A 15,941-nucleotide genomic window follows, 5' to 3' on the forward strand; every position below is an offset into this window, starting at 1 on the left:
TCGACCTCCTGCGCAATCAGAACGGTGGCCGGGTCACCCGCAGCTGGAATGCCTTCTCCACGAGCCCGCCGACATCGTGGAGCGCCGACCACGTTCGGGTGACGGCGAAGGCTGAGTCCCCAACGGGCTGGACCAAGGTCACAAGGCGATCAGACCTGCCGTCGTCTCTCTGAAGCCGCAGGCATCGAAGTAGAACGATCGCAAGTGCTCTTCGAAGTCGACGTGCAGCCACTCGCACCCCGCAGCACGACATCCCTCAGCAGCTGCCTTGATCAGCGCGGCTCCCACCCCGTTCGAACGATTGCGCTGAGCGACGACCGTGTCCAGGGCGAACGCATGGACGCCGCCGTCCCAGGCCACGTTGACGAAGCCAATCAAACGGTGATCCTCCCAGGCGCAGACCCAGCCGAGGCTGTGCCGTTGAAGCCTTGCACGCCAATCCGTCCGCCCGACTGGGTGATCGAATCCTTCGGCATGCAGCTTGTTGAGAGCTGAGTTGTCGACGTCGCCCCGCCACTCATATGTGATCGTCATGATCCGAACCTAGTGACCGCCGGAGCCGGACTACAGGGCGGGCGACTCACTCACCCTCGGTTGCCGTCAAAACCAGGCTCTGGCGTGGCGCTCGCTCGGGATGAACCCCACCCAGCCGGAGGGCACATCATGGACGTACACACTCATCGACGAGTCCGACAGGTGCCCCAGCAGGTCGGACACGACGGAACGGTCGGTGCCACCGCGGATCCAGTGCGTCGCCGCGCCGTGGCGGACCATGTGCGGGCGGGCGATCAGGTCAGCCGCGCGCGCGAGGCGGTCGAAGAGGTCCTTGGCATTGGAATAGGTCATCGCCCGGCCCAGCGGGGCCCGGAAGAGGTTCACCAAAACCTGCTCGGTGAACTCGGCCTCCGGCACCGCTGCCCGCTCGTAAAGGTAGTCGGCGTAACAGGCGACCAGCTCGGTGGTCACCGGGATGACCCGCGGCCGCCGCGACTTCGCCCAGGCCCCGTTGCTGTTCAGCCGGCGCCGCACGTGCACGTGCGGGCCCTTCACCTGGCAGCCGAACGCCTGGGAGTCGGCGAGCAGGTGCATGTCCTCCCGGCGCAGCCTCAGCGCCTCGCCGATCCGCATCCCCGTGCCCCACAGCAGCAGCACCAGAAAGCGGTCCCGCGCGTGCCGGGCCACCTCCACCAGGCGCGCGATCTGCTCGATGGTCAGCCACTCGATCCCCGCGTCCAGCGACGCCAGCTTGATCAGCCGGGACCGAACCGTACGGCGCTGGTCGTCCTCGCCCGGGTCGTAGCCCGGCGGCAGGTAGCGCAGATACTTGGGCTCCGTCAGCTGCCCCAGCAACTCCTTGGCCACCCAGCCCATCCGGACGCCGAAGGCCAAGAACTCACAGACCGTGCCAACGATCGCATTCGCGGTGTTCTCCCCACGGAACCGTGCCGGCCCGCCACCTCGCCGACTCCGCGACGGCAGCGGCTCCTCGACAAGCCAGTGCAGGAACCGCGACAACTGCCAGACGGTCACCGAAGCCCAGCCGGCGAGGGGGTCCGCTGCGCGCTGGAGGCGGCGAGCCGGGGCAGCTGCATGCCGCATTACGTCAAGTGGCGCTACCAGTACAAGAGTGGGCAGACACAGCTGGAGCTCGCCGACTGGCTCGCGACCATGGCCCACCCCCTTCCTCGCGGCCGCCCGTGCCTGGTGGGGGCCTGCGACGGCACGGCGCACGGCCGCCGGACTGCGCTGTGCACCTACCACCGCGAGCGCTGGCGCCGGCACCGCAAGGAACTCGGTATGAAGGACGCGACCGGCGAGGACCTGGCCGGCTGGGCAGCGGTGCAGAGTCCGTGTCTGAGCGGCTTCCAGTTCACGCTGCTGCCGCTGAACCCGCTGCTGCGCCGTGAGGTCCTCCACGCCCTGGTGCAGCGCGATGCCCAGCGGCCGACGCTGAGCCCGGTCGCGGTGCGGCTCCTGGTCCGCGGCCTGGAGGGCGTCGACAGTATCGCCGCCCTGCCGCCCAAGCAGCTCGCCGACCTCGGGTACATCGACCGCAACTGCGAGGCCCACTGGAACGACGTGCTGCGCCTGGTGCGCGCGGCCTTCGACAAGTTCCGCGGGATCGACCCGCTCGACAAACCCGTGTGGGAGCTCGCCGACCTGGGTCTGCGCTCGCGCACCCGCTCCGGGGTGCGTACGGTCCCGCGGCAGTTGGACACTTCGGTGATCCGGCAGGACTGGCTGCGCCGCCTGCTGGCGGACTGGGTGAAGGAGACCACCCCCGAGAACACCGACTTCCGGCGGTTCTTCAGGGCCTGCGCAGCCGCATCGCGTGCCCTGGAGCTGCGACCGAGCGGCGGCCACGACCCTTCCGCGCTGAAGATCACCGACATGGACGCCGTCGTCGAGGAGATCCGTACCCGCCAGCGGGAGGACGGCACCGGACCGCTGTCCGCGGGCGCCCGCAACGAGCTCCTCACATGCTTTTGCCAGCTCCTCGACTTCGGGCGCCGCCTGCAGGTCGTCGACGACCTCGCCACCGGGTTCGCCCGCCAGCGCCACCACCAGATCCCTTACGAGGACGCCAGCGAGGACATGGCCGGCAAGGCCATCCCCGAACTCCTCATCGCCCAGCTGGATGCGGCCACCGACCTCATCGGCGTCGACTTCCCCTACGGGGACTTCCCGCCGGAGGTGGTGCAGGCGATGCTGCGCACCGTCTACGTCCTGCTCCGTGACACCGGCCGGCGCCCCTGGGAGGTGCGCTGGCTGCCCAGCGGCACGCGGACGCCGGCACTGACCTGCACACCCTGCGCGATCTCATGGACCACCGGTCGGCAGACACCACTCTTGGTTACTTCACGGTCTCCCTGAAGCGGCGCCGCGAGGCAGTGGAGACGATGCGCCTTCACGTCGTCGATCGGTCCGGGCACCCTATGCCGACCTCATCGGCGACCGTGTACGACGCGCGGTCGGTGGGGACGCCGTTCGGCAACTGCACCGAGCCGTCCAACGTCAAGGCGGGCGGCGGGAAGTGCCCGATCCGTTTCCAGTGCTCGGGGTGCGGCTTCTACCGCCCGGCTCCCTCGTTCCTCCCGGCGGTCGAGGACCACATCCGCGGTCTGAAGGCCGACCGGGAGAGCGCCGTGGCCATGGATGCGGCCGCGTTCGTCATCCGCAACCTCACCGACCAGATCGACTCCTTCCAGGCGGTGGTCACCGGCATCCGTACCGCGCTTGCCGAGATGCCCGAAGCCGAACGCCACCACATCGAGGAGGCGGCCGCCCTGCTGCGCAAGGTCCGCGCCGCGGAGCCGCCGAACCTTCTGCCGATCGTCGGCCTTCCCACCAGGAGCAACTGCAATGGCTGAACCCCGCACCCCCGCGCAGGTCCTGCACGAGGCCCGGCAGAAGGACTCCCGGGTCAAACGCGCCCGGGTCCTGGGCGTGGTCGACCAGATGCTTGCCGAGAAGGAGCCGGTCTCCTTCACCGCGGTGGCCCGCACAGCGAAGGTCTCGCACTGGCTGGTTTACGCGGAGGGTGTGCGCGAGGTCATCGAGCAGGCCCGGCGCCGCCAGGCCCGTCAGCCGCGCGAGGACGGCGGCCGGAAGGCTCCGGCCGGCTGGCAGGTGGAAGTGCAGATCACCCGGGAGGACAACCGGCGGCTGCGGGAGGAAGTCGACCGTCTCAAGGCAGCCGTGCGCCGCTCCCTGGGGCAGCAGATCGATCAGGTTGGCGCCGCCGACCTCGGCGCCCGCGTCGACGAGCTGACCGCCGCCAATCAGCGTCTGGAGGGCGAACTCGCCCAGGAGAAGGCCCGTGCCGAGGAATTGCAGGGCCGGCTCACCGAGGCGGAGGACGATTCGCCGGGGCTAGGACCAGCCTGCGCCGCATGATCCGGTCGGGGAACCAGGAGCCCGCTGTGTGATCCACGCCCGCCCCTCGACGGCCGCCCGCACCGGGCGGGCGTCGAGGGGCGCGGGTCACTGGGTCGTGCTCGGGATGCCCAGGACCTCGTACAGGTGCTGGCCGTGAGCCCACCTCTTCAGCTCGGGACGGCCCATGAGGATGAGGTCGTGGTGCGCGGCGAAGTGGATCGCAGGCTGGGTGAAGCCGTTGAGGCCGATCATGATCGGGACGTCGGCTCCATGGTGGAGGCGCGCAGTCCCGTTGAACTTCTGCACGTGCCCTGAGCCGACCGGGCTCGAATACTGCTTGCACTGCAAGATCAGGAGCCGGTCGTCACGGTCCCGGGCGGTGACGTCCACACCAAGGTCTCCGGCGCCTCCCACCCGCCGTGTGCTGCGGAACCCGTCCCGGGCAAGGAGATCGGCGCACGCCTGGTCGAACCCCGTCGCACTCATCGCTGCGAGTTGCTTCATCTTGAAGGTCAGCACATCTGGATCCACTGCTTCGCCCGGCGTAACGGTGGAGTCCTCGTCGTTGCCGACGTAGGCGTAGGCGTAGGTGCCGGCGCCGAACAGGAAGGACAGCAGCTTCGCCAGGAGGATGAGCGTAGTCAGTGTGCCGATGGCGATGAGGCCGCCCCACCAGGGGTGACCGGAGATCAGCCCCCACAGGTCCACGGTGATCCACCGGCTTACGTCTTCCGTGAGCCACTCCCACACCATCTTGCCGATCGCTAGTGTGCTGCGCCAGAAATCCGTCGGTAGATCTGTCTCGTATCGGCGGTCGGATTTCCGCCGCCGAACCGGGGTGTTGACCGTCCGCGGCTCGGTCAGAACTACCTAGGAACTTGCGGCGCAGGACACTAGTGCCGCATCAGCCAACGTTTCGCCCCGTAGTGCCTCAGATCGCGGATGGCGCAGGTCCCAGCGAACGCGACGTCTGAAATCCGCCAGCAAGCTCGCTGTCCGCCGGCCGAGAATCCGCTCATGATCGTTGAAGCGCGGGGAATCCGCATCCTGCATCGCGGGCATGAACCGCAGGTCCATCCCACCGCCTACGTCGCCCCGACGGCCACGCTCGTTGGTGATGTCCGCGTGGGGCCGAGGGCGCGCGTGATGTACGGTGCGGTGCTCGATGCCGAGGGATCTCGGATCGAGGTCGGGGAAGCGTCGTTGATCTGCGAGAACGCGGTGTTGCGCGGGTCTGCGGTCGCCGGCGACCAGCCGGTACTTGTCGCCGACCACGTCTTCGTGGGGCCGCATGCCACGCTGCTGGGCTGCGAGGTCGGCAGGTGCGTCTACGTGGCGACCGCGGCGACCGTCCTGCAGGGCGCACGGTTGGGGGCCGGCTCTGTTGTCGCTGTCGGTGCGCTCGTCCATGCGCGCGCCGTTCTGCCGGACGAGTTCTTCGTGCCGCCGCACACCGTGGCGCTTGACGCGCCGCTGCGGCTGCTGGCCCCAGGCGATCCAGGTCTGGCAGAGGCCGTCGGGCGGGTGGGTTTCGCGCAGGTGGCGTTCGGCATCGGTGCGGAGTGGACCGACCGGATCAGCCGGTACGAGCGCATCGCGGAGGTGCGCGTCGCCGAGTTCGGCACGCACGCGGACGATGAGGTTCTGAATCTCGGCTAGTGTGCTGCGCCAGAAATCCGTCGGTAGATCTGTCTCGCATCGGCGGTCGGATTTCCGCCGCCGAACCGGGGTGTTGACCGTCCGCGGCTCGGTCAGAACTACCTAGGAACTTGCGGCGCAGGACACTAGCGCAAGGACGGTGTACAACAGGAACTTCAGCAGCGGGTCGAGTGACCCGTCTTCGTCGAACACCACACCTCCGGAACGTCGATGACGGGGGTGCCCGTCAGGCGGCACGCTTGAAGCGGGCACGGCGGGCGCGTGCGGACAGCCCGAGGAGCTCGTGCAGCGCGGTGCCGTCCTGCGCCCAGCGCCGAAGTCGGTCCCGGTCGACCCAGTGGACGCTGTGCCTCTCGCCCCATGCCATCGCGTCCCGGGTGAAGGCACCGTTGGTGACGACGACGGCGTGATCGGCCCGGTGCGCCGGGCCTGCTGTCCCCTTCACCGCGTACATGACCGAGGACCCCACCTTCCCGCCGACGCGGGTGTGCTTGGCCTGCACGACGATCCGCCCGCGTTGCGTGTGGTCGCTGATGACGTCGGAGGCCTGATCCCCACTGCCGCCCACGCGACGCGCCGACCAGCCGTCGCGGACCAGCAGGTCCCGCAACGCGTACTCGAACTGCCGGTCGTCCATGGCGTCGAACTCGGCCAGGGTGATCCGCAGCGCGGCCAGCCGCACGGCGTCACGCCGTCGACCGCGCACGGTACGCGCGATCCGCCAGGCCCCGACGGCCCCCGCCAGCAGGACGAGGATCAGGAGGAACGGCCACCCGTCCTTGAGCGCTCCGACGGCCGCAGCGGCCATGCGGACTGCCAGCACCAGGGCGGCCAGTGCCACCACAGCTGCAGACAGGAACTCGGCCGCGCCGCGTGGACGTCGAAGACGTACCCGCTTGCGTCCCATCAGCGGGCGGACGGAGAGGAGACGACCGGCTGCGGCTGCGCGGGCGGCGTCGTGGTGACCGCCTCACCGAACCCGAACACCTGCCCCCATAACCAGATGCCGGCCGCAAGGCCGGCGATCATCCAGCCGCTCATCCGCTTCGCCCCGCCCGGCTTCGGATTGCGGCGGATGTGTCCGCGTACGAAGTGGAACCCGTCCGGCGCCTTCGACATGACGTCCCCTCCCGTCGGCAAGCCGCGGTCGCAGCCCGTCCCTCTCATTGGGAACTTTCCATCCTGAAGCCGCAGGTGGGAGGCCCTGGTTTGGGGTCGACCTGGCGTGAGTGGACCGCTAGACGGCCGTGATCACCAGGGTTGATCATCCGTCACCTGGCCACAACCACAAGGACCCCCGGTGGGTTGGGCAGTCTGTGAGAACAAGCCAGAGCCCCGCCGAGGGCACCGAAATAGCTGTCTACCAAGCCCGACTCCCGCTGTCCAGCAAGACGATCGGCATGGTCGCCGACCTGATCCGAGGGCACTGCAAGGCGATCGCTTCGCGCTGGCACAAGCTCCCGCCCGGCAAGCAGGCGGTCATCGTGCTCGCCGTGATGCGCCACGACCAGCGCCTTTCCGACATGGCCGGCGGCAACAACATCTCCGCCTCTCCGGTGCGCCGCTGGTTGCTGGAAGTGATCGACCTGCTCGCAGCCCGCGCTCCGCGCCTGGACCGGGCCCTGAAGAAGATAGCCCGATCGGGTGGCGAGGTCGTCCTGATCGACGGCACCCTGGTGCGCACCCGCAGACGCACTGGGGCGGCCAACCGCCGTAACTACAGCGGGAAACACCAGGTCCACGGACTGCTCTTCCTCGCTCTTACCGACACCAACGGCAATCTGCTCTGGATCTCCGCTGCCCGACCGGGGCGCGCCAGCGAGATCACCACCGCCCGCCACGACAAGATCACCACCCGGCTGCGGGAAGCAGGACTCGGCGCCATCGGCGACCTGGGCTTCGTCGGCCTGGACGACGACCCGGACGACCCTGTGATCATCACCGGGCGCCGAGCCACCCGCAACCATTCCTTGACCGAAGCCCAGAAGCAGGCGACCAAGCTAATCAGCCGCGAACGCGCCGCCAACGAACATGGCTTCGCCGACCTCAAGAACTGGAGGATCCTCGCCAAGGTCCGCATGAACGCCAAACACGGCACCACCCTGCTGCGGGCCATGCTCGTCCTAACCACCAGCGAGGTCGCCCGGTGACGAATGATCAAGCCGAGTGATCACGGCCGCCTGCCACCCTGCGCACACCTGACCGACCCCGGCCAGGGCTGGGCGCATCGGGTGAAGCGGTCAGGTGTGTGCCGGGCGCCACATGGTCGTCACAACGTGGCCGGAGGCCAGGGTGATCGTGTCGCGGGCGGTGAAGCCGACGCTGGCATACCGCTTGTTGTTCGCCGGGTTGCACGACTCCAGGTAGGCGGGGGCACCGAGGGCGTCGATGCGTGCCAGGTTCTCCGTCAGCAGCCCCATCCCGAGGCCGCGTCCGCGGTGGTCGCTGTGCGTGGCGAGCAGGCTCAGGTAGAAGTGCGGCTCGCTCGGGCGTGCCTCCTCCAGCTTGCCGAAGATCCTGAGGATGCCGTCGGCGACCGTTCGGTCGGTGACGCCGACCAGGAACTCCTCGAAACCGCTCTCCTCCTCGGACGTCAACTCGCTTCCGCCCGGCGGGATCCACAGAGCCGCGGACTCGACGTTCCCCGTCACCAGCATCCAGGGATACCGCAGCGACGACGTGACGGCCAGCCGCCACAACGCCGACGCCTGCTCCGCACGACGGTCGACGTCCGGGAACGCCGGCCCCCACATCGGGTCGTCGAAGAACCCGGTGGTCATGGCAGCGACGATCGCGTCAACGTCCGCAGGCGTCGCTGCCAGCGCGGGCACAGGCGTGTAGGGACTGATCATCTCGCCAGAGTAGACCGCTCGACCGTCGCTACTCAAGTGATTTCGTTGCCAAACCGTTGATCCACTACCGTTTTCGTCATTGAAGTCGCCTAGTAGTGTCGATTCTGGCAGTCTCTCGGCATGCATTCGGTGTGCCGTCTCCAGGCGGCCGTCCGGCCGCCGCTAGGGCGAAGGCTCCTGTGCACATAGAGACCGCCTGGTGCCAGGGCAGATGGACGCCAGGGACGCCGAGACCCCCTCCGGCAGTCGCCCCTGTGTCCGAGGACAGGCGAGAGGTGGCAGGAGCGGGGACGACCACCGTGTCGGGCGTCGCCAGCAGCTCGGAGCGAAGGCCCACCGCACCCGGAAATCAGCGCTGGTCCGCACCGGTCCGCCCTCGACGCAGACTGCTCAACCTGCCGGGGATCTTTGCGGTTGCGGGCAGGTGACGGATGATCAAGCCGGGTGATCATGGCCATCTGCCAGCCGACTCACACCCGATCGCCCTTAAGTCAACCTCCCTCACCTGCGGATTGAGGATGGAAATTTCTCATTGATGTAGCAGCGGCCACTGACAGAAACTGATGGATCATCACGACGCCGATCTGAGCCAGACCTTCATCAAGCCAGGCCCCATCTCCCCGCCTGGCTGCCCAGCCGAACTCGAAACCCGGGCTGCTGACCTCGGGGAACGGGCCCCGAGGCTCCTGTACGGCCGCCGATGCCCTGCGCACCGCTGAGATGCGAGGTTCACCCAGCGGGTGTCTCTCATCTGCGAAGAACGGCTGCGGCTGCCTCCGGGCGCACCGCGATGATGAATGGCGAAAAGCAGCAGGAGCGCACTCGTCGCTCTTGTGCGCCGGTGCCGCCCCCTGGGCCGGGGTTCTTCGCGCCCCTTGCGACGTGCGCCGTCGAGCTCCCTGCCGAGACTCCGGGCTTCGCTTTCACTTACTGCGAGCCGCGGCCGACCGGGATGGCGATGCTGATGCTGTCGTCCTTCGCGGCGGAGTGGCCGACTTGGACGGCCAAGCAGGGCGAGGCGATGGGGCTGCTGTGCGGCCAATGCCGCTTCGACCTACGGACACGAGGCGTAGAGCGGCGGCTCACCTACAACCTGCCCACCCAGCCCGATCGTCGGCGCCTGGTGTGCGGGGACTGCTGCGGCAACGGCCCGGACGAGCTCAAGCGCCTCGCAGACGGGAGGACGCAGTGACCGTGCCCGAGACGAGCGAGAGTGATGGGCGTCCGGCAGACCCGGTGCTGGTCGCGGAGATCGTCGGGCTGTTGGGTGACGCCGAGAACTACGTCGCCCTGTCCACCGGCGAGCGGCTGCGCTACCTCGAGCGCCGCGCGCAGATGCTGCACCGGCTGGTCGATGTGCTGGGCGACGAACGATCCCGCTATCTCGCCGTGGATGCGGAGGACCGGGCAGAGCGGGCACGGCAGGTGGCCGAAGCGACGGCCGAGAGTTTCGGGGACGCGAACCCTGCCCCCACGAGACAGGGCAGGCGCGTACAGCGTCGCTGAGGCGGCCGGCGCGGCAGCACAAGGGGCACCGATGCAACTCGGCGAGCTGCTACAAGCAGGGCTCGGAACGCGGGGCGGCGCCGACCCATACGGCGGCAGCGATGCGCCGACGACCAGCTCATCGCGGCGGTGACACTCCCGCCCTGATCAGGGGTTGCCGGCCAGGTCGTGGCCGGTGACGGCGCGGGCGTAGGCGTGCAGGGCGGTGATCACTTCGGTGCGGGTGCGGCGGCCGGCGAGGACCTCCATCTGGTAGCCGTCCTCCATGGCGACGAAGCTGGCGGCGAGCAGGCGGGGCGGATCCTGCAGGGTGAAGTGCCCCTGGGCCTGGCCCAGGACCAGAACGCCTGAGTACACGGCGATCTGGCGTTCCGTCAGTGCGCTGTCGAGTGCCGCGGCTCTGGCGTCGCGCAGGCAGCGGGGCCAGTACTCGAAGAGCAGCCGGGTCAGGGCGTCGTCGGGGCCAGTGGCGACGCCCTTGTCGATGCAGGCTCTCAGCTGGTCGCGGGCGTCGGTGAAGTGGTTCGCCGCCTGCTCGCGCTCCTGGCTGTAGCGCTCGATGGCCTGCTGGTAGGCCGCGTGGACCAGGGCGTCCAGGTCGCCGTGGTAGAGCACCGCGGCGGGCGTGACGCCTGCCTCGTCCGCGATGTCGCGCAGGCGCAGACCCTCCAGGCCGCGCACGAGCAGTGCGCGCTCCACCGCCTTGCCCAGCTCGGCCCGCCGGGCCTCCTTGCTGCTGCCTTTCCTGGCCGCCACGCCGACCCCTCTCACTCCACAGGTTCTGTTGTACGCAGATTTAACAATAGCTCGCCGCCTATTGACGGACCAGTGAGCCAGGTCTTAAATCTGCGTTTAACAAACCTGCGGGCCTACGGAGGCATCATGACCCATCCGACTGACGCCGAGGCCAGAACCGGGCCTGTGCCCGCCCCGGCAGGCAAGGGGCTGCGCGGTGGGTCGGTGGGCCTGCTCGCCGCCGTCACCCTCGGGCTGTCGTCCGTCGCCCCGGCCTACAGCATCGCCGTCACCCTCGGCTTCGTGACGCTGGTCGTCGGGCACCTCGCTCCCGCCGCTCTGCTGCTGGGCTTCGTCCCGATCCTGCTCACGGCCTTCGCCTTCCGGGAGCTCAACCGTGAGATGCCCGACTGCGGAACCACCTTCGTGTGGACCACCCGCGCGTTCGGGCCACTGACCGGCTGGCTCACCGGAGGCTGGGTGGTACAGATCGCCACGCTGATCGCGATGACGGCCCTCTCCCAGGTCGGCGCCACCTACCTGCTCCAGCTGCTCGGCCTGCAGTCCCTGGCCGGCAGCCCCGCCGCCGTGACGATCACCGCCATGCTGCTGCTGGCCGCTGCCACGTCGATCGCCTACCGGGGCCTGCATCTCGCGGCCTCCGTCCAGTACGTGCTGCTCGGCCTGCAGCTGGCCGCCCTGCTCGGCTTCGGCGTTGCCGCCTTCGCCCGCCAGGGTGCCGCCACCCCGTCGCTGGCCTGGCTCAACCCCTTCGCGGTCGACGGCTTTGGGCCGTTCGCCGAGGCGGTGATGCTGTGCCTGTTCATCTACTGGGGCTGGGACGCGCTGATCACCGCGAACGAGGAGACCCGCGACGGGGACCGGGTCGCCGGACAGGCCGCCGTCATCTCCACCCTCGTCCTGCTGGGGACCTACCTGTTCACCGCGTTCGCGGCGATCAGCTTCGCCGGGACCGGCACCGACGGCATCGGCCTGGGCAACCCCGACAACGCCGCCGACATCCTGTCCACCCTCGCCCCGCCCGTGATGGGCACGGCCCTCGCCAAAGTGATGCAGTTGGCCGTCTGCGTCTCGGCCGTCTCCGCACTGCTCACCAGCCTCGTGGGCTCCTCACGCAGCACCCTGTCCATGGCCGCCCACGGCGCCCTGCCCAAGGCTTTCGTTGGCCTCCACCCCCGCCACCGCACCCCCGGCTTCGGAACCCTCTTCTTCGGAGCGGCCGCAGCGTGTCTGCTCATCCTGCTCACCCTCGTCTCCGCGAACTTCCTCGGCGACGCCATCCTCTGCATCGGCCTGCTCATCGCCTGCTACTACGGCACCACCGCCCTGGCCTGCGTCTGGTACTTCCGGGGGCGACTGCGGAACTCGCCCCGCGACCTCATGCTGCGAGGCGTCCTGCCGCTGCTGGGCGGCCTGCTGATGCTGGCGGCCTTCGCCCGCAGCGCCCACGACATGTACGACCCGGCCTACGGCGCCACCTCCTTCCACGGCATCGGCGGCGTCTTCCTCCTCGGCGCCGGATCCATCGCCACCGGCGCCCTGGCCCTGACCATCGCCCGCACCCGCTTCCACCGCTTCTTCCGCGACGGCCGCACCACGGTCGCCGAACGCACCGTCACCGAGGACTGACACCACCCATGCGCACGCTCGCCATCGCCGCCATCCAGACCACCCCCGTACCCCACGACCTCGAAGCGAGCTGGCAACGCTTCGCCCACCAGGTCCGCGCCACCCGCGAGATGTTCCCCCACGTCCAGCTCGTCGTCGTCCCCGAACTGCTGCTCGCCGCGGAAGGCGCCCTGCTCCAGCCAGCCGCGGACGACTGGATGGAACAGGCCGCCACCACGATCCCGGGCCCGCTCACCGACCGGATCCGCGCCCTCGCCGTCGAGACCGGCCTGTGGCTGATCCCGGGAAGCGTCTACGAGCGCGCCGAGGACGGCAACGTCTACAACACCGCCCTGGCCATCTCACCCGAGGGGGAGATCGTCGCCCGCTACCGCAAGGTCTTCCCCTGGCAGCCGTACGAGAAGACCACCCCGGGAAGCGGGTTCACCGTCTTCGACATCCCCGGCGCCGGCCGGGTGGGCCTGGCCATCTGCTACGACGGGTCCTTCCCGGAGACCGTCCGCCAGCTGGCCTGGCTGGGAGCGAAGATCATCATCCAGCCCACCCTGACCCCCACCCGCGACCGCGAGATGGAACTCATCTGCGCCCGCGCCAACGCCTGGACCAACCAGGTGTACGTCGTCAACGTCAACGCCTGCGACCCGGTCGGCGTCGGCACCAGCACAGTCGTCGACCCCGAGGGCATCGTCCGCCAGCAAGCCGGACCCGGCGAAGAGATCCTCGTCGACGTACTCGACCTCGACACCGTCACCCGGGTCCGCCGCTACGGCTCCGCCGGAATCAACCGGCCCTGGAGCCAGCTCGCCCGGTACGGCGAGTCGGTGCAGCTCCCGATGTACGGCGGCGGAGGATTCCGCACGCCGCACTGGCTGAAGGATGAGACCGTGTAGCACCCGTGGCCCAACGTGCAGGGCATGGGAGGGAGCTTGGGACGGGGCAGGGCGTGCGTCGAGGGCCGGGCCTGCACCGGCCCGGATCCGTGATCGCGGCCCCGCTCAGCACCTTGTGCCTGGCCTTCAGCGTTGGCATTCGCGATAGAGAGTGAAGAGGCGCTCTATGCGAGGCGGATAAAGGCCGGACTGTTGCGACCTCGATGACGATGTCGGGCACGACCGTCACCCTCCCAACCCAGGTGTCACCCGTCGAGGAGTGACCCCACTGGCACGGCGGCCTCGCACCTCTTCGCGACCCGTGCCCTACATGCCTGTTCAGCTCGCACGGCTCTGACCAGTGCCGGAACTTGACAGCTACAGATAACTCTTCCCCACAACTGCTTCTGGTGCTGCGTCGGCACCGGGCTGGAAGACCACGCGAAATACGGCGAGTTGGTGTACACCGCCGAGGGCGACGACCTGTTCGTCAACCTCTTCATCGCCTCCCGGCTCAGCCTGCCCGAACACAACCTGGTGCTGGAGCAGACCGGGACGGCCCCCTACGCCGACCAGGTCGAACTCGTGCTGCGCCGGGCTCCTGCCACCCCGGTGGCGATCCACATACGCGTCCCCAGCTGGCACGAAGGGACACCACACGTCCATGTCAACGGCGCACCGCCCGAGGAGGAACCCGCCCCGCTCACGACGCGCCACGGGACCGGCGGACAGCCCCTGACCTACGTACGTCTGGAGCGGCAATGGCGCGAGGGCGACACGATCACTCTGCGCCTTCACCCACGCATCAGCGCCGAGCTGCTGCCCGACGGCTCGCCGTGGGTGTCCTTCCGCTACGGGCCCACCGTCCTCGCGGCCGAGGGCGACGGCAACGACCTGGTCGGGCACTTCGCCGACGACTCCCGGATGGGGCATGTCGCCGACGGCCCGCTGCGTCCACTGGAGCACCTGCCCGTCGTACTCGCTCGCAGCACCTGCGACCTGACGGCCGGCGTGCGCCGACTCGCCCCGGACAGGCCGGAGTTCGCCCTGGAGGACGTGGACGCACGACCTGGCGAGTCCGTCACCCTCGTACCGTTCACCGGCATCCACGACTCCCGCTACACCCTCTACTTCCCCCTTGCGGAACCGGACCGCCTCCACGAGCGGCGGGCGGAGCTGCGCGCCGCCGACGAGAAGGCACTGACCCTGCGTGACCGCACCGCCGACGCGGTTGCCGCGGGCGAGCAACAGCCGGAGAGCGACCACCGGTTCGAGGGGCAGGACACCTGGTCGGGCCTCACAGACGGGCTCAGGTGGCGGGCCGCCGCCGGATGGTGGTCCTACCGCCTGACCGACCCGGACGGCACCTCCACCGGCCTGCAGGTGACCCACCTCTCGGACGGGAGCGCCGGAACGACGCGGGTGCTCGTCGACGGCCAGGTGCTGGCCACGCTCCCGCCCTCGTCGCATCCCGAGGGCACGGAGGTGTCCCAGGTGCTCCCGCTGGCCGCACCCCGCGGGGCCGGGACCGCCGAGATCCGGTTCGAAGCGGTGGGCTCCGCGACCACCATCCGGCTGCGCGAGGTACGCCTGGTGCGCTGAGTGCCCCGCCAGTGACGCCGAGGAAGGCGTGCCGTGCGGTCGGACGCCCCCGGTGACGCCTGCGCGCGATGGGGATACCAGGCCGTCCAGGGCCGCGAAGACGTTCTCCGTCATCTCCTGGACACGTCGAAACAGGCCAAGCACTCGCGCACCGCATCGCGACAAGCGTCGTAGAGCCCGTCTACGCCGGACACAGGCGAGTCCCCGTCGCTGGGCGACGGGGACTCGTCCTGACCTGCTGTTATGACAGGGACAACGACATGGGCGGCTACTCTGCGCCGCCACACTGCCGGGTCAGCAGTGACCGCAGCTCCTTCAGCGCGGCCTCGACGCGAGCATGAGCTCGTACGGGAACCTCTGCATGGCTGGTTCGCGGGTGACCACGTCCGCCCAGTCCCGCCGCGTCGATCGCCGGAGGCGGCCGCGGCCCAGTCAGTAGCTGTCGTAGCCGGGCTCGCCGTTCGTCCGGTAGATGCCGAGGATGGTGCCACCTTTCGTCGTCGAGACGCTGACCGGCTCCAGCGCACTGGGGATCGCTCCGTCGGCGAACAGCCGCTTGCCGGTCCCGATGATCACCGGATGGATGGTCAGCCGGTACTCGTCGACCAAGCCGTGCCGCATGAGGGTCTGGGCGAGATCACCGCTCCCGACCACGTTGATGTTGCCGCCGTCAGACGCCTTCAGCTTGCGTACGGCATCGACGGTGTCGCCCTCCAGCAGCGTTGAGTTCTGCCACTCGACCGACGTCAGGGTCCGCGACGCCACGTACTTGTGCATGCTGTTCATCCGATCCGTGAACGGGTTGTCGGGATCGGCGGTCGGCCAGTACGCCGCGAAGATCTCGTATGTCTTGCGGCCTAGCAGCATCGCGTCGGAGTCCTCGTACCAACCGGCGATGGCCGTGCCGACCTCGTCGTCGGAGACGGGCTTCTGCCAGCCGCCGTACTCGAAGCCGCTCTCCGCGTCCTCGTCCGGTCCACCCGGCGCCTGCATGACGCCGTCCAGTGTCAGGAACGTGCAAACGATGATCTTGCGCATGGTGCGCTCCCTTCGTCGAGGGGTAGACGGCACGACCGCCGGAAACTCATCGGCGGAATGTCCGCGGCCCAGCCGGAACAGTAGTTCCAGAATGGCTCAGTGGTCCCGAGCCGGCCCTTGAGGGTGTCGTTGACCGACGATCAGCTGCCGG

18 protein-coding genes are annotated in these 15,941 nt (G+C 69.1%); 10 read left to right on the top strand and 8 right to left on the bottom strand.

What is annotated here, in order from left to right:
- Window positions 1-138: 138 nt before the first annotated feature.
- Together OG841_RS02820 and OG841_RS02825 are read right to left on the bottom strand one after the other, a co-directional pair.
- Window positions 139-534: a GNAT family N-acetyltransferase gene (locus tag OG841_RS02820; protein WP_328642944.1), complete on the bottom strand. Its 396-nt coding sequence runs from the start codon at window positions 532-534 to the stop codon at window positions 139-141.
- A gap of 66 nt (window positions 535-600) precedes the next feature.
- Window positions 601-1,389: a tyrosine-type recombinase/integrase gene (locus OG841_RS02825; RefSeq protein WP_371563108.1), complete on the bottom strand. Its 789-nt coding sequence runs from the start codon at window positions 1,387-1,389 to the stop codon at window positions 601-603.
- A 201-nt stretch (window positions 1,390-1,590) separates the two neighbouring features.
- Here OG841_RS02825 and OG841_RS02830 point away from each other — a divergent pair, with 201 nt between their 5' ends.
- From OG841_RS02830 to OG841_RS02840, 3 genes are all read left to right on the top strand, one after another.
- Window positions 1,591-2,874, top strand: coding sequence for a hypothetical protein (locus OG841_RS02830; RefSeq protein WP_371563110.1), 1,284 nt, complete (start codon window positions 1,591-1,593; stop codon window positions 2,872-2,874).
- A gap of 62 nt (window positions 2,875-2,936) precedes the next feature.
- Complete coding sequence (locus tag OG841_RS02835) at window positions 2,937-3,371, top strand: hypothetical protein (protein WP_371563113.1); 435 nt, start codon at window positions 2,937-2,939, stop codon at window positions 3,369-3,371.
- Window positions 3,364-3,897, top strand: a complete 534-nt coding sequence (locus OG841_RS02840; RefSeq protein ID WP_328642941.1) for a DUF6262 family protein — start codon at window positions 3,364-3,366, stop codon at window positions 3,895-3,897. The genes OG841_RS02835 and OG841_RS02840 overlap by 8 nt, the downstream gene beginning before the upstream one ends.
- Window positions 3,898-3,984: 87 nt before the next feature.
- Here the strand turns inward: OG841_RS02840 and OG841_RS02845 are convergent, their stop codons facing one another.
- On the bottom strand, window positions 3,985-4,632 hold the full coding sequence (locus OG841_RS02845) for a restriction endonuclease (RefSeq protein WP_371563116.1): 648 nt from the start codon (window positions 4,630-4,632) through the stop codon (window positions 3,985-3,987).
- 264 nt (window positions 4,633-4,896) lie between these two features.
- Here OG841_RS02845 and OG841_RS02850 point away from each other — a divergent pair, with 264 nt between their 5' ends.
- Window positions 4,897-5,538, top strand: coding sequence for a gamma carbonic anhydrase family protein (locus OG841_RS02850; protein ID WP_328642939.1), 642 nt, complete (start codon window positions 4,897-4,899; stop codon window positions 5,536-5,538).
- A 226-nt stretch (window positions 5,539-5,764) separates the two neighbouring features.
- Here the strand turns inward: OG841_RS02850 and OG841_RS02855 are convergent, their stop codons facing one another.
- A complete protein-coding gene (locus tag OG841_RS02855; protein ID WP_371563121.1) occupies window positions 5,765-6,445 on the bottom strand; it encodes a restriction endonuclease in 681 nt (226 codons plus the stop codon).
- Complete coding sequence (locus tag OG841_RS02860) at window positions 6,445-6,657, bottom strand: hypothetical protein (protein ID WP_328642937.1); 213 nt, start codon at window positions 6,655-6,657, stop codon at window positions 6,445-6,447. The genes OG841_RS02855 and OG841_RS02860 overlap by 1 nt, the downstream gene beginning before the upstream one ends.
- Before the next feature lie 197 nt (window positions 6,658-6,854).
- On the opposite strand from OG841_RS02860, the gene OG841_RS02865 reads away from it, so the two are divergent.
- Window positions 6,855-7,688, top strand: coding sequence for a transposase family protein (locus tag OG841_RS02865; protein ID WP_371563125.1), 834 nt, complete (start codon window positions 6,855-6,857; stop codon window positions 7,686-7,688).
- A 90-nt stretch (window positions 7,689-7,778) separates the two neighbouring features.
- Here OG841_RS02865 and OG841_RS02870 read toward each other — a convergent pair whose 3' ends face one another.
- Window positions 7,779-8,390 carry a GNAT family N-acetyltransferase gene (locus tag OG841_RS02870; RefSeq protein ID WP_328642935.1) on the bottom strand — a complete coding sequence of 204 codons (612 nt, stop codon included), beginning with the start codon at window positions 8,388-8,390 and terminating at the stop codon, window positions 7,779-7,781.
- Window positions 8,391-9,348: 958 nt separating this feature from the next.
- Here OG841_RS02870 and OG841_RS02875 point away from each other — a divergent pair.
- The gene (locus OG841_RS02875; RefSeq protein ID WP_371563129.1) at window positions 9,349-9,582 is read left to right on the top strand and encodes a hypothetical protein; all 234 of its coding nucleotides are present in this window, start codon (window positions 9,349-9,351) and stop codon (window positions 9,580-9,582) included.
- A 2-nt stretch (window positions 9,583-9,584) separates the two neighbouring features.
- Entirely contained in the window at window positions 9,585-9,896 is a 312-nt protein-coding gene (locus tag OG841_RS02880; protein WP_371563132.1) for a hypothetical protein, read from the top strand.
- Window positions 9,897-10,043: 147 nt separating this feature from the next.
- Here the strand turns inward: OG841_RS02880 and OG841_RS02885 are convergent, their stop codons facing one another.
- Window positions 10,044-10,652: a TetR/AcrR family transcriptional regulator gene (locus OG841_RS02885; RefSeq protein ID WP_328642933.1), complete on the bottom strand. Its 609-nt coding sequence runs from the start codon at window positions 10,650-10,652 to the stop codon at window positions 10,044-10,046.
- 126 nt (window positions 10,653-10,778) lie between these two features.
- Between OG841_RS02885 and OG841_RS02890 the strand changes: the two genes are divergently transcribed.
- From OG841_RS02890 to OG841_RS02900, 3 genes are all read left to right on the top strand, one after another.
- Window positions 10,779-12,281 carry an APC family permease gene (locus OG841_RS02890; RefSeq protein ID WP_371563136.1) on the top strand — a complete coding sequence of 501 codons (1,503 nt, stop codon included), beginning with the start codon at window positions 10,779-10,781 and terminating at the stop codon, window positions 12,279-12,281.
- An 8-nt stretch (window positions 12,282-12,289) separates the two neighbouring features.
- Window positions 12,290-13,171 carry a carbon-nitrogen hydrolase family protein gene (locus OG841_RS02895; protein WP_328642931.1) on the top strand — a complete coding sequence of 294 codons (882 nt, stop codon included), beginning with the start codon at window positions 12,290-12,292 and terminating at the stop codon, window positions 13,169-13,171.
- A gap of 438 nt (window positions 13,172-13,609) precedes the next feature.
- Window positions 13,610-14,752, top strand: a complete 1,143-nt coding sequence (locus OG841_RS02900; RefSeq protein WP_371563140.1) for a DUF6805 domain-containing protein — start codon at window positions 13,610-13,612, stop codon at window positions 14,750-14,752.
- 432 nt (window positions 14,753-15,184) lie between these two features.
- Here OG841_RS02900 and OG841_RS02905 read toward each other — a convergent pair whose 3' ends face one another.
- Window positions 15,185-15,790, bottom strand: coding sequence for a dihydrofolate reductase family protein (locus OG841_RS02905; protein ID WP_328642929.1), 606 nt, complete (start codon window positions 15,788-15,790; stop codon window positions 15,185-15,187).
- Window positions 15,791-15,941: the final 151 nt, after the last annotated feature.

This window comes from Streptomyces canus, from assembly GCF_041435015.1.
In the GTDB taxonomy this organism is placed as follows: Bacteria; Actinomycetota; Actinomycetes; order Streptomycetales; family Streptomycetaceae; genus Streptomyces; species Streptomyces canus_G.

Bases quoted from the DNA above. Each gene is read 5' to 3' on its own strand.
- OG841_RS02820 (WP_328642944.1), bottom strand. From the start codon at position 534: ATGACGATCACATATGAGTGGCGGGGCGACGTCGACAACTCAGCTCTC.
- OG841_RS02895 (WP_328642931.1), top strand. From the start codon at position 12,290: ATGCGCACGCTCGCCATCGCCGCCATCCAGACCACCCCCGTACCCCAC.
- OG841_RS02890 (WP_371563136.1), top strand. From the start codon at position 10,779: ATGACCCATCCGACTGACGCCGAGGCCAGAACCGGGCCTGTGCCCGCC.
- OG841_RS02905 (WP_328642929.1), bottom strand. From the start codon at position 15,790: ATGCGCAAGATCATCGTTTGCACGTTCCTGACACTGGACGGCGTCATG.
- OG841_RS02870 (WP_328642935.1), bottom strand. From the start codon at position 8,390: ATGATCAGTCCCTACACGCCTGTGCCCGCGCTGGCAGCGACGCCTGCG.
- OG841_RS02840 (WP_328642941.1), top strand. From the start codon at position 3,364: ATGGCTGAACCCCGCACCCCCGCGCAGGTCCTGCACGAGGCCCGGCAG.
- OG841_RS02845 (WP_371563116.1), bottom strand. From the start codon at position 4,632: ATGGTGTGGGAGTGGCTCACGGAAGACGTAAGCCGGTGGATCACCGTG.
- OG841_RS02875 (WP_371563129.1), top strand. From the start codon at position 9,349: ATGCTGATGCTGTCGTCCTTCGCGGCGGAGTGGCCGACTTGGACGGCC.
- OG841_RS02860 (WP_328642937.1), bottom strand. From the start codon at position 6,657: ATGTCGAAGGCGCCGGACGGGTTCCACTTCGTACGCGGACACATCCGC.
- OG841_RS02850 (WP_328642939.1), top strand. From the start codon at position 4,897: ATGATCGTTGAAGCGCGGGGAATCCGCATCCTGCATCGCGGGCATGAA.
- OG841_RS02855 (WP_371563121.1), bottom strand. From the start codon at position 6,445: ATGGGACGCAAGCGGGTACGTCTTCGACGTCCACGCGGCGCGGCCGAG.
- OG841_RS02830 (WP_371563110.1), top strand. From the start codon at position 1,591: ATGCCGCATTACGTCAAGTGGCGCTACCAGTACAAGAGTGGGCAGACA.
- OG841_RS02835 (WP_371563113.1), top strand. From the start codon at position 2,937: ATGCCGACCTCATCGGCGACCGTGTACGACGCGCGGTCGGTGGGGACG.